The organism is Roseovarius gaetbuli, assembly GCF_900172365.1.
Lineage (GTDB): Bacteria > Pseudomonadota > Alphaproteobacteria > Rhodobacterales > Rhodobacteraceae > Roseovarius > Roseovarius gaetbuli.
The window spans coordinates 50,666-63,406 of record NZ_FWFJ01000024.1; the positions used below are offsets into that span (position 1 = coordinate 50,666).

Genomic DNA, 12,741 nt, shown 5'->3' on the forward strand with positions numbered 1-12,741 from the left:
AATGCTTTTCGCTCTGTATGCCGCCACATATTTGCCAAGAATTGGTCACATTTCAAGGGCGGAGGCGTTTCTGGCACGTTGAGTGAAACGAAACGGGCCGGGGTGTTTGATTGTTTCCGATTTCGATCAAGTTAAGGGGGCTGTGTCGAAGAATCAGACAGAGGCCCCGCCTTTGAGCGACCGAGTCACTCGGCGGCGCGCAGGGGTTTGTTCGGGTCGCGGCTCTGAAGAATGCGCTTGAGGTCCTCCAGATCGGGGGGCGGCGTGTCGGCCTCTTCGACATAGCCGATGTCGGGCGCGCTCTCATCCGGCCAGACAAGCTCGGGGGCATGCACCCGGCGCGCGGCGCGGCTGAGCGCCCAATCGCGCGCGGCGCGGCTGCTGCGGCCCATCGACAGTTTCGCCAGCAATTGCGCCGCCCAGAGAACATAGGTGCCCGCCCAGACCCGCATCGCCAGCATCGCCGGCGTAAAGATCAACGTCAGCACCGTGGCAATGCCAAGGCCGAACACCACCGCCGTCGCCAGCTGTTTCCACCAGAGCGCGGTCGGGCTGTTGAAGGAATAACCACCGGCGACGAAATCAAGGCTGAGGCCGAACATCATCGGCGCAAGCCCCGCCATGGTGGTGATCGTGGTCAGCAAAACCGGCCTGATGCGCGCCTCGGCGGTGCGGGTGATCGCCTCGATCCGGGGCATGTAGCGGCTGAATTCCTGATAGGTGTCGATCAGCACGATGTTGTTGTTCACCACGATCCCGGCAAGCGCGACAATGCCGGTGCCGGTCATGATGATCGAAAACGGCTGGTTCATCACCAGCATCCCGATCAGAACGCCTGTGGTCGAAAGCACCACCGCCAAAAGCACCAGAACCGCGTTATAGACGCTGTTGAACTGCGCCAGCAGGATGATGAACATCAGACCCAAAGCGCCCATGAAGGCCTTTTGCAGGAAGGCGCCGGATTCTTTTTGATCCTCGGCGTCGCCGGTCCATTCGTAGGTGACATTGGCGGGCATGACGCCGCTCTCAAGCCATTGGGTCAGCTCTTCGATCCGCTCATTTGCGGTGATCGGCACGGTGATGTCATGGCCCTGCGCATCGGTGGTGGTCTTGCTCAGCCCGTCAACAATGGCGGCCTTGATGTCGAAAAACCGGGTCTGATCGACGCGGTCGATCTGGGCCAGCTTTTGCACCGGCGTGCGGGTGGTGAAATTGCTCAGCGGCACAAGCCCGTCCGCGGTGCGCACCTTGAGGGAATCAAGCGTCGAGAGCACCCGGTCCTTTTCCGGTAGGCGCACGCGAATTTCGATCTCCTCATCGCTGCTTTCGACCCGCATCGTATCAAGCAGGATACCGCGGGTCACAAGCTGCACCATCGCGCCGACGGTCGCCACATCGGCGCCAAAGCGGCCGGCCTTTTCGACGTCGACATCAATCTGCCAGTCGATGCCGGGCAGGGGCAGGGTGTCTTCAATCTTGTGCAGACCGGTCGTTTCATCGAAATGCCCGCGTGCCGTTTCGGTAAATCCGATCAGCGCGTCCCAGTCATCGCTCTTGAGGCGCAGATGCAACGGCTTGGCCGAAGCCGGGCCGCGGGCCTTGCCGAGGATCTCGATCTTGATGCCGGGGATTTTCTCAAGCTTCGTGGTCAGCTCTGCAATGATGGTGTCGCCGTCAAAGGCCTCGTCCTTGACCGCACGGCCAACCTCATAGCCAAGGAGCGGAATGGTGAACCAGGTTTCGCGCTTCACCGGGCGCTCATCCCAGGGGATGGTTTCAAGCTGGACCTGACCGATGGTGTCGCGGGGCGGCTGTGCGCCGCCGGTGTTGTTGTTAAGCCCGCCATCCCCGGCAAAGGCAAAGGCGGTCTGCACGCCGGGATGCGCCAGCACGACCTCTTCGACCTGTTTGACCAGATCGTCCTTTTGATCAATCGACAGGTTTCCGCGCCCGCGCACATAGACGATGGCCTGTTCCGGCTCTGATTCCACGAAGAATTCGGTGCCGTTGTTGTTGTTGACGTAATAGATCAGAACCGAGCCGACGAGCACGAAGATAGCGCAAAACGCCAGCAGCGGCGAGACCGGATTGCCGGTGATCAGATGGATCACCCGGCCAAAGAGCGAGCGGCGATAGCCCGCTTTGACGCGCGGGCGGCGATTGGGCAGCACGCGACGCATCATCGCGCGCCCCAGATTGCCAAAGCGGCGACCGATGGCCAGTAGCGCCATGAACAGCGTCACGACACCGCTTATCCCGATGATGGCCAGAACCACCACGCCAAGCAAAAGCGCAAAGACCGTGGCAAGGGTCGGCACCACCGATCCAAGGATCTCGGCGCTGTCCATTGCCGCGAAACTGGCGCTGACATTTTCCAGCAGGGTCGGCGCACCCGCGCCTGCAAGCATGAGCGCGCCGACCGAAATCGGAAACAACAAAAGGTGCCAGGGCCAGAACAGCCCGGCAATCTGCCCGATCCGCGTGTCAAACCACCGCTCGGTGCGCCCGGTGACGCCGCCCAGCACCGGCAGATAGACAAGCGCCACCAAAAGCGAGGCACTCAGCACGAAGATCAGCGTGACCGGCAGCATGCCCATGAACTGCCCCGGCATGCCCGGCCAGAACAGCATCGGCAGGAATGCGCAAAGCGTGGTCGCGGTCGAGCTGACCACCGGCCAGAACATCCGCTTGGCGGCCGCCACATAGGCATGCATCGGGCCGGCGCCCTCATCAATCCGCTTGTCGGCATATTCGACCACCACGATGGCGCCATCCACCAGCATGCCTACGGCAAGGATCAGGCCGAACATCACGATGTTGGAAATCGACACGCCCATGATCGCCAAAAGGGCAAAGCACAGCAAGAACGAGGTCGGGATCGCGAAGCCCACCAAAAGGGCGGGGCGGATGCCAAGCGTCGCCAGGATCACGATCATCACAAGCGCAATCGCCGTGAGGACCGAGCCTTCAAGCTGGCTTACCATCGAGGCGACGGTGCGCGACTGATCGTTCGAGGTGCCCACGGTCACCGCCGCGCGCACCTCGTCGGGCCAGCGGGCGGCGGCGCGGGCGACCTCGGCGCGCACCAGATCGGCGGTGTCGATGATGTTGAAGCCCTTGCGCTTGACCACCTGCAAGGCCACCGTGGTCTCGCCGTTGAAGCGCGCGGTGCCGATGCGATCCTCAAACGTCAGGTTGATCGTCGCCAGATCGCCAAGCCGCACCACCCGGTCGCCATTGGTCTTGATCGGCAGGCGGTAAATATCGCGGGTTTCCTCGAAGGACGACGGAATCTTGACCGAAAACGTGCCCTGCGCATTATCGACTTCGCCTGCGGCAATAAGCTGATTGTTGTTGCGCACCACGTTGATCAGCTCAAGCGCGGTGACGTTATAGGCCTCAAGGCGCAGCGGGTCGATCACCACCTCGACCATCTCGTCGCGGTTCCCCGCGATGCCCGCCTCAAGCACCGATTCCATGCCTTCAAGCGTGTCCTGAAGGTCCTTGGCAAGCCGCGCCATGGTGCGTTCGGGCACCGGGCCGCTGAGGTTGACGATGATGATCGGGAATTCGCTGAAGTTCACCTCGCGCAGGGTGTATTTTTCGGCGCCATCGGGAAACTCGGCCTCGGCGGTGTCCATCGCGTCGCGCACATCGGCCAAAATCTTGGTCTTGTCCCAGCCAAACTCGAACTCAAGCGCCACGCCGCCATAGTTTTCCGCCGCCGTGCCGGTCATGGTCTTGAGCCCGTCCAGATCGCTCAGCTCGGTTTCCATCACCTTGACCAGCAATTTCTCGCTGTCCTCGGCAGAAATTCCGGGGAATGGGACCGAAACGAAGAGCGCCGGCACCTCGATATCGGGCTCACCCTCCTTGGGCAGGCCGACATAGGCCAGCGTGCCCGCCAGGATCGACAGCACGACGAAGGCCAGCACCATGCGCGCGCGCGCAGCGGCCCAATCGACGATGCCGGTCATTGGCCAAGCTCCTGATAGGCGGGGCGGACGGGCACGCCGTCGGTGACATATTCCTGACCGATCACGATCACGTCGGCGCGGTTGGGCAGGCCGGTCATCCAGACCCCCTGCGGCGTGTCGCGCAAGAGGGTGATGGGCGTGAAGAGCGCGCGGCTCTCACCATCGACGATCCGCACCCCAAGCGTGCCCTCATCATCAAGCGTAAGCGCCGATTGCGGCAACAGATGCGCGGTCTTGCCCTCGGCGCTGATCATGATCTCGGCGGTTTCACCGTCGCGCAGGGTAAGGCCCGGGTTGGGCACCTCGATTTCTACGCGAAAGGTGCGGGTGGTATTGTCGGCGGCGCGCGACAGAAAGGTCACCCGCCCCTCGACGGTTTGACCCGAGGCAAGCCGCGCAGTGGCCATGGCGCCACGCTCGACGCGGGCAACCTGCATTTCAGACACAAAGCCGACAAGCGCGACCGGATCAAGTTGCAGCACCGTGGCGCAAAGCGCGCCGGGTTGCAGAAGGCTGCCGATTTCGGCGGTATCGGTTTCCAGCACGCCCTCGAAGGGCGCGGTGATCTCAAGGCGGGCAATCTCGCTTTCGGCGGCACTGATGGTGGCGCGGGCCGATTCGATGCCTGCGCGCGCGGCCTCAAGCCCGGAACTGGCCGATTGCACCGAGGCGCGCGCCGAGCTGAGTTCGGCGCGGGTGGCGGCCACGCGGGTCTGCGAGGCGAAACCGCCGCGTTCAAGGTTTTCGGCGGCGTTGACGTTGATTTCGGCCTCTGCAAGCTGGGCGCGGGCCTCGGCTGCGCGGGCCTCGGCCTCGGGGACGCGGGTCATCGCTTCGGCAAGGCGGGCGCGGGCCTCGGCCAGATTGGCGTTGCGCGCCGCCGGATCAAGGCGGCACAGAAGATCGCCCTTGGCCACAAAGGCGCCCTTGCGCAGCGGCTCCGAGATCACGAGGCCGGAGGTTTCGGCGCGCAACTCGACAAGCCGGTCGGCCTCGGTACGCCCGCGCAGGATCACCGCGCTGTCGATCACCCGCGCCTGGCTATGGATGGCGACGACGCCAACCTTGTCCGGCGCGGTGCTCGGCGCCTCTGTCTCGGGGGGGGCGCTTGCGGTCTCATCCGCCACGGGCGCAGGCGCGGGCAACAGCGCGACAAGGCGCTCGCGCTCGAACACAAAGGCATAGATCAGCGCCGAAACCAGGATGGCAATCAAAATAGGGACTATACGCATCTTGCAACTTTCCGACCGGGCGCGGCGCACCACATGACCACCATTATGCACGTCAACGGCGCATGCGGGGGCTTACATCCGTCATGCGCTAAACTGACCGGTTCAGATTAAACTTTTCTTCAACCGCTCGCAAGCCGCTCTGTCACGGCAGGGCCCGCCGCCCCTTGGCAGGGCCGGGGCTTCGGGTTAAGAGGGGAAAAATGCAGGGGGGCCGGGGCGTGAGCGACAGCGACAGTTTCATTGAAGAAGTCACAGAAGAGGTCCGCCGCGACCGTCTGTTCGGGTACATGCGCCGCTATGGCTGGATCGCCGTTCTGGCGATCCTTCTGCTGGTCGGCGGCGCGGCCTGGAACGAATGGAAAAAGGCGCAGGCCCGTGACGCAGCACAGGCGCTTGGCGACGAGATCATCGCGGCGCTTGCGCTTGATGAGCGTGACGCACGTGCGCAGGCCCTTGGCGACATCATCGTGAGCAACCCCTCGGCGCAGGCGGTTCTTGATCTTTTGGCCGCCTCCGAGACCGCGTCAGAGGCCCCAGAAGACGCCGCCAAACGCCTTCTGGCGATGGCCGAGCGCGAGGGTACCGATCCGGTTTATCGCCAGATTGCCACGCTCAAGGCGGTTGCACTTCCGGGGTCGGGGCTTGACGTTGCGACCCGCCGCACCCTGATGGACGGGCTTGCGCGCTCGGGCGGGCTTGTGCGGCTTTTGGCCGAAGAGCAACTCGGCCTGATTGATCTTGAAACCGGCGACAAGGATGCAGCGCTTGAGCGGATGATGCAAATCGTCGCTGACGCCGAGGCCACAGCGGGCTTGCGTCGGCGCGCCACACAAGTGATTGTGGCCTTGGGCGGCGAGCTGCCCGAAACCGCAGGCATTCCCCAGGTGGATGCGGCGGTAACCGAATAAGACGCGGCGCGCAAACGGGGACAAGCCCCCGATCGGCGCTAAAGGGCGAAAAGTGAGGGCAAGACTAGTGAAACGCAACGGATTGATCCTTGGGCTGGTAACGGTCCTTGCCCTGACCGCCTGTAACAAGAAAGCGCAGATCCTGCCCGGCGAACGCCAGGGGCTGCGCGAGGTTCTGCAAACCGATGCGGGGCAGGCCGAGGCCAATGTGACCCCCGAGAACAGCGTCGAGCTTGTCGCCTTGCCCGCCGCCACGGCGAATGCAGACTGGCCCCAGGCCATCGGCACGGCCTCCACCCGCACAAGCCATCCGGCCCTCGGGGCCAATCCGCAACTGGCATGGGCGGTGAATATCGGCGCCGGTGACGGGCGTCGCGTGCGCATCACCGCCGATCCGGTTGTCGCGGGCGGGCGTGTTTTCACGCTAGACGCACAGGCCCAGATCAGCGCCGTTTCGACCGCAGGCGCGCTGTTGTGGTCCACCGATATCACCCCGCCGAACGAGGGCGCGGCCAATGCCAGCGGCGGCGGTCTGGCCTATGGCGCGGACAAGCTGTTTGTGTCTTCGGGCTTTGGCCTGCTCACCGCGCTTGATCCGGCCACCGGCGCCGTCATCTGGCAGCAGAAGCTTGGCGCCGCAGGCACCGGCACCCCTGCGGTCTTTGGCGATCTAGTTTACGTGGTGGCCGGCGATGATGTCGCCTGGGCGCTGGAAACCGACACCGGGCGCATCCGCTGGCAGCTATCTGGCTCGCCCGATATTCACAACGTTCTGGGCGGTCCGGCCCCGGCGATCACCGACAAATACGCGGTCTTTGCCTTCGGCGCAGGCGAGCTTCAGGGCGCGTTCCGCAAGGGTGGCCTGCGTCTCTGGGATGCACAGATTGCGGGCGAGCGGCTTGGCGTGGCCAGCGCGCGAGTCGACGATATCACCGGCGATCCGGTGGTCGTGGGCGAGCGCGTCTATGCCGGAAGCCACTCGGGGCGCACAGTCGCGCTTAACCTTGGCAATGGCGCCCGGATCTGGACCGCGACCGAAGGCCCGCTCAATCGGGTCTGGCCTGCGGGTGAGTCGCTCTTCATGGTCACCGACCGCAACGAGCTTGTGCGTCTGGCCGCCGAGGATGGCCGCCGCATCTGGGGTCATGAATTGCCGCTGTTCAAGAACAAGCGGCCGCGCCGTCAGTCCGATATCGTCGGTCACTTTGGCCCCGTGATTGCCGGTGGTCAGCTGATCGTGGCCTCGGGCGACGGGGCGCTGCGGTTCTTCGATCCGGCCTCGGGCCTGCCGCGTGGCACGGTCGAATTGCCCGGCGGCGCGACCAGCAATCCGGTCGTTGCGGGCAACACGCTTTACGTCGTTTCAAAAAAGGGCCAATTGCTGGCTTTCCGTTGACCGCGCGATCCTGTATCAGACCGGCTTGATCCCGTGTCGGAGCAGAAATAAAGATGACATTTACCCTCGCCATCGTGGGCCGCCCGAATGTTGGCAAGTCCACGCTGTTCAACCGCCTTGTCGGCAAACGCCTTGCTCTGGTTGATGACCAGCCCGGCGTGACGCGTGATTTGCGCGAAGGGGCCGCGCGGTTGGGCGACCTGCGCTTTACCGTGATCGACACCGCCGGCCTTGAAGATGCCACCGACGAATCGCTTCAGGGGCGGATGCGCAAGCTGACCGAGCGGGCGGTGGATATGGCCGATATCTGCCTGTTCCTGATTGACGCGCGCGCCGGGGTCACCCCGCTTGACGAGACGCTGGCCGAAATCTTGCGCAAACGCTCGGCGCATGTGATTGTCGCCGCCAACAAGGCCGAAGGCGCCGCCGCCGATGTCGGCGTCAACGAGGCTTACGGCCTTGGCCTTGGCGAGCCGATCCGCCTTTCGGCCGAACACGGCGAGGGGCTCAACGATCTATATGCGCAGCTGATGCCGCTGTCGGACGCCTTTGAAGAGCGCGCCAAATCCGAGACCCCCGAAGTCGACGTCGCCCTTGATGAGGACGACGAAGACGAAGAAACCTATCGCAGACCCACCAAGGCGCGCCCGCTTCAGGTGGCGGTTGTTGGCCGCCCGAATGCCGGCAAATCGACGCTGATCAACAAGATCCTCGGCGAGGACCGCCTGTTGACCGGCCCCGAGCCGGGAATCACCCGCGACGCGATTTCGCTTCAGATCGACTGGGATGGGCTTCCGGTGCGGATCTTTGACACCGCCGGCATGCGCAAAAAGGCGCGCGTTCAGGAAAAGCTTGAAAAGCTGTCGGTCTCCGACGGGCTTCGGGCGGTGAAATTCGCCGAAGTCGTTGTGGTGCTGCTGGATGCGGAAATTCCCTTCGAGCAACAGGACCTGCGGATCGCCGATCTCGCCGAGCGCGAGGGCCGCGCGGTGGTCGTGGCGGTCAACAAATGGGATATCGAGCCCGAGAAACAGGAAAAGCTGCGCCATCTGCGCGAGTCGTTTGAGCGCCTCTTGCCACAGCTGCGCGGCGCACCGCTTGTCACCGTCTCGGCCAAGACCGGCAAGGGGCTTGATCGGCTGCGCGACGCGGTGGAAAAAGCCTATGAGGTCTGGAACCGCCGGGTCACCACAGCCCAGCTGAACCGCTGGCTGACGGGCATGCTGGAACAGCACCCGCCCCCCGCGCCGGGCGGCAAGCGCATCAAGATGCGCTACATGACCCAGGCCAAGACCCGCCCGCCGGGCTTTGTTGTGATGTGCTCGCATCCCGACAAATTGCCGGAAAGCTATTCGCGCTATCTTGTGAATGGCCTGCGCACAGATTTCGACATGCCGGGCACGCCGATCCGCCTCTATATGCGGAGCCAGTCGGACAAGAACCCGTATAAAGCCAAGAAAAAGGCTGGGCCCTCAAGCCTGCGCAAGCATCTTGGCAAAGCGCCGAAACCCTGAGGAGGTGCCCTTCGGGGCACCGCCGCCCGGCTTGGGTCAGGTGCGCGACAGGGCGCGCGCACCGCGCCATGTGACAATCGCGATGGCCGCAAGGCCCGCGACACAGAGCGTAATCACCGCCATGTTGCTGGTCTCAAGGTTGCGCATGATCACCCCGACCAAGGCCCAGCCAACGCCAAACCCATAGCTTGGCGTGCCGGGCCGGATCACCAGAACCGCAAGCGTGATCACCAGCGCCAGCCCGATCATCGCAATCGCCGCTGCCTGCGCACCAAGAATGCCATAACCCGCAAGCACCAGCCCAAGCGCCACAGAGCTTGCCGCCGTCAGCCAGCCGGCATAAAGCCCGATGGGCCCTTCAAGCCAGACGCGATCCCGGTAATGTGCCCGCAAAAGTGCCCAGATCGCGCCAGCCAGCATTGCCCAGATCATCACCGTAGCCCAGAGAACATTCACCTGCGCCACCGGAATCCAGAAGATGCCGATTCCAAGGCTCACCATCAGCGGCAGGCGCACGCGGCGCCAGTCGCTGGCGGCAACGCGCAGGATCGCGCCAAACCCCGCGCCAAAGATCAGCCAGAGGTAAATCAGCCCCCAGAGCGCAAAGGCATAGCCCGCCGGTTGCACCGGCGCGTTGATCTGTGGCACCGGAAACTGATCCGGACGAAACCCCGCAAATCCGCCGGTGGCAAACGGCGACAGGGCAAAGCCTATCGCCAGCACAAAGACAAGGATCGCGGCGGCGCGATCAGGCAAGTGTGCCATCCGCCTGAAGCATGGTTTTGCCCCCCAGATAGCCGTGCAGAACCTCGGGCAGGCGCACTGAGCCATCGGCGTTCTGGCCATTTTCCAGCACCGCGATCAAACAGCGCCCGACCGCAAGGCCTGACCCGTTGAGCGTATGCAGAAACTCGGGCTTGCCACCGGCGGCGGGCTTGAAGCGCGCGTTCATCCGGCGTGCCTGAAAGTCGCCACAGACCGAAACCGACGAAATCTCGCGATAGGTATCCTGACCGGGAAGCCAGACCTCGATGTCATGGGTGCGTTGGGCGCCAAAGCCCATGTCGCCGGTGCACAAAACCACCGTGCGATAGGCAAGGCCGAGCTTTTCCAAAATCCCCTCGGCGCAGCGCGTCATGCGGTCAAGCTCGGCGCGGCTGTGGTCGGGGTGGGTCAGGCTGACCATTTCGACCTTCTCGAACTGATGCTGGCGCAGCATTCCGGCGGTGTCGCGCCCGGCGCTGCCGGCCTCGGAGCGGAAACACTGCGTATGGGCCACCATCCGGCGCGGCAGGCTGGCCTCGTCAAGCGTCTCGCCATTGGCGGTGTTGGTCAGGGTCACCTCGGCGGTCGGCACAAGCCACCAGCCATTGGTGGTCTCATAGCTGTCCTCGCCGAATTTCGGCAACTGCCCGGTGCCAAGCATCATCTCGGGGCGCACCAGAACCGGGGTCCAGGTCTCGCTCAGGCCGTTTTCATCGACGTGCGTATCAAGCATGAACTGCGCAAGCGCCCGGTGAATGCGCGCCACGGCGCCCTTGAGCACGACAAAGCGGCTGCCAGAGAGTTTCGCGGCAAGCTCGAAATCCATGCCCGGCACGACCCCGGTCAGCTCGTAATGCTCTTTCGGGGTGAAATCGAACACCCGCGGCGTGCCCCAGCGGTGCATCTCGACATTATCGGCCTCATCGGCACCATCGGGCGTATCCGCATGCGGCAGGTTGGGGATGCCCATCAAAAGATCGTTAAGCTGCGCATCAAGCTCCTTGGCCTCGGCCTGCATCGCGGCGACCTCGGCCTTCTTGTCGGCCACAAGCGCGCGCAGGCGCTCGAATTCGGCCTCGTCGCCCTTGGCCTTGGCCGCGCCGACCTCTTTGCTGGCGCGGTTCTGCTCGGCCTGCGCGGTCTCGGCGGCATGGATGCGCGCGCGGCGGGCCTCGTCAAGCGCAAGGATCTCCCCCGAGATCGGCGCCACCCCGCGCCGCGCAAGGGCGCCGTCAAAGGCATCGGGGGTGTCGCGGATGGCACGGATATCATGCATGGGTCTGATCCTTGGCGTGGTTGAGTCGTCAGCGCCTTATGCACCAGTTTTTTGTGGGTGTGTAGGGTGGGTGAAACCCACGCGCCTTGCCGCATCATGCCGCAGAGGTCTTGCCAGCTGTTTGAACCGGCTTCTCATCCTTTCCCGGCGGGTCCGGCGGCTCATACCCCTCCGGGTCCGCCTGCCACTTTTTCCAATAGCCTAAGCCATACCTATTCCTCGATGTAGGGCCAACAATTCAGCCCCATATCCTGAAGGAACATTCTTCTTCCCGGTGCAAATGCCATGTCCCGACTAGCATCAAACGGAAACCAATATTTGAATCCAACATTTTCAATTATAGTAAGGTCGTCAATATCGCTTTCTGCTAAATTTTCCATTCTACGATAGATGTTCTTTTCCATTACGTGTTGATCTGGCATTGTGTGCTTCAAATTTCCAGATAGTATTGTATCGCTACTATCCATCATCTGGTTCATCTTGGATGCGGTACCAAGATACTGAAGTGCTGATAGATCGGCGCTTGGGAAGGAAACACCTTTCAGTTCAGCCATATTAATGGATGCCGTCCACCCGCCTGCTACCGGAACCGGTCTATTAATCACAACTCCGTCTAACTTCGCACCAGTTAAGTTACACCGGAAAAAATCCGAAAAATTCAAAACTGAATTATGCAGAATTGCACCTGACAAATCGGTATCTCTAAAGGTGCATGCTTCAAGCTTGCAACCAGCTAGGATTGCGGCGCTAAAGTCTCCTTTTGCGAAGTTGGCGAAGCTCAGATCAGTGCCCCGAAGGTCCAGTCTGTGTCTCTGTGCAATCTCTAAAGCTTTTTTGTCATTAGACCTCCGACCGATCACATCAATAGCCGTTTGAAGATCGACACGTAGTGCCGAGTTTTCGAATGGTGACTCTGTGGGAGTTAGATCGTTAGTTCGGGCATTCTCGCGGATATAGGCACAGAGGATTTCCATGATCTGGATATGATCGCGATCACTGTCCTGTGCGATCCGCTCCAATGCATAGATTGCACCGATCCTGACTTCCAAGTTGGGTACTGTTTCTTTGTATAGTTGCCACGGAACTCTTTGAATATCTTCCGCGTCAGGCGACAAAAGCAATTCTTCATCTTGCCACTCGAAGTCGCGTTGCACAACACCGCTGACTACATAGCTAAAGTCCCGTCCCAACCGATTTTTCTCTTTTTCCGCGCCAAGACCCAGAACCGCGGTGTTGATCCGGTCGGTGATGTGGCCCTGTTCGGTGACGTTCACGGTCTTTTGCGCCACGACTGAGCGCCAGATCACGAAGGGGGCGCCGATCAGGGCGACGGTGACGCCACCAACGCCAAGGCTGCTGCCGGGTACGTCAAGCAGCGAACCAAACACAGCGGCGAAGAGCAGGCCAAAGGCAGAGGCAAGCGCAAGCAGGAACAACCCGCCAACCACCATAAAGATAAGGATGGAAACGATAGGGCCCAACCACGGCGCGGCGGCATAGTTGAAAGGCGTCGCGAAACCCAGCCAGTCGCGCAGCGTTGGTTTTTAGTATCCACGCCGTGGAGCAAACCCTCCGACTTCCAGTCGGACCCGCTTCAGCGTGAAAGAATCGCTTTATGATCGTACCCTCAGAAAAATGAGCCGCAGCCGGGTCGGAGGCTCATTTTTCTGAGG

8 protein-coding genes are annotated in these 12,741 nt (G+C 62.3%); 3 read left to right on the plus strand and 5 right to left on the minus strand.

Features of this window, described 5'->3' with window-relative positions; all coding sequences use genetic code 11:
• Positions 1-185: 185 nt before the first annotated feature.
• Positions 186-3,977 (minus strand): efflux RND transporter permease subunit, encoded by a 3,792-nt coding sequence (locus tag ROG8370_RS12455; RefSeq protein ID WP_085827525.1) that lies wholly within the window; start codon positions 3,975-3,977, stop codon positions 186-188.
• Positions 3,974-5,209, minus strand: a complete 1,236-nt coding sequence (locus tag ROG8370_RS12460; protein ID WP_085827527.1) for an efflux RND transporter periplasmic adaptor subunit — start codon at positions 5,207-5,209, stop codon at positions 3,974-3,976. Before ROG8370_RS12460 ends, ROG8370_RS12455 begins: the two co-directional genes overlap by 4 nt.
• A 200-nt stretch (positions 5,210-5,409) precedes the next feature.
• On the opposite strand from ROG8370_RS12460, the gene ROG8370_RS12465 reads away from it, so the two are divergent.
• From ROG8370_RS12465 to der, 3 genes are all read left to right on the plus strand, one after another.
• On the plus strand, positions 5,410-6,117 hold the full coding sequence (locus ROG8370_RS12465; RefSeq protein ID WP_245827361.1) for a tetratricopeptide repeat protein: 708 nt from the start codon (positions 5,410-5,412) through the stop codon (positions 6,115-6,117).
• A gap of 67 nt (positions 6,118-6,184) precedes the next feature.
• Positions 6,185-7,513 carry a PQQ-binding-like beta-propeller repeat protein gene (locus ROG8370_RS12470; RefSeq protein WP_085827528.1) on the plus strand — a complete coding sequence of 443 codons (1,329 nt, stop codon included), beginning with the start codon at positions 6,185-6,187 and terminating at the stop codon, positions 7,511-7,513.
• 53 nt (positions 7,514-7,566) lie between these two features.
• Positions 7,567-9,027, plus strand: coding sequence for a ribosome biogenesis GTPase Der (gene der / locus ROG8370_RS12475; protein ID WP_085827530.1), 1,461 nt, complete (start codon positions 7,567-7,569; stop codon positions 9,025-9,027).
• A 36-nt stretch (positions 9,028-9,063) separates the two neighbouring features.
• Here der and ROG8370_RS12480 read toward each other — a convergent pair whose 3' ends face one another.
• The 3 genes from ROG8370_RS12480 to ROG8370_RS12490 form a co-directional block, all read right to left on the minus strand.
• Positions 9,064-9,792, minus strand: coding sequence for a TspO-related membrane protein (locus ROG8370_RS12480; RefSeq protein WP_085827531.1), 729 nt, complete (start codon positions 9,790-9,792; stop codon positions 9,064-9,066).
• Positions 9,776-11,068, minus strand: coding sequence for a serine--tRNA ligase (gene serS, locus ROG8370_RS12485; RefSeq protein WP_085827533.1), 1,293 nt, complete (start codon positions 11,066-11,068; stop codon positions 9,776-9,778). The genes ROG8370_RS12480 and serS overlap by 17 nt, the downstream gene beginning before the upstream one ends.
• A gap of 212 nt (positions 11,069-11,280) precedes the next feature.
• Positions 11,281-12,504 (minus strand): pentapeptide repeat-containing protein, encoded by a 1,224-nt coding sequence (locus ROG8370_RS12490; RefSeq protein WP_170925236.1) that lies wholly within the window; start codon positions 12,502-12,504, stop codon positions 11,281-11,283.
• Positions 12,505-12,741 lie beyond the last annotated feature (237 nt).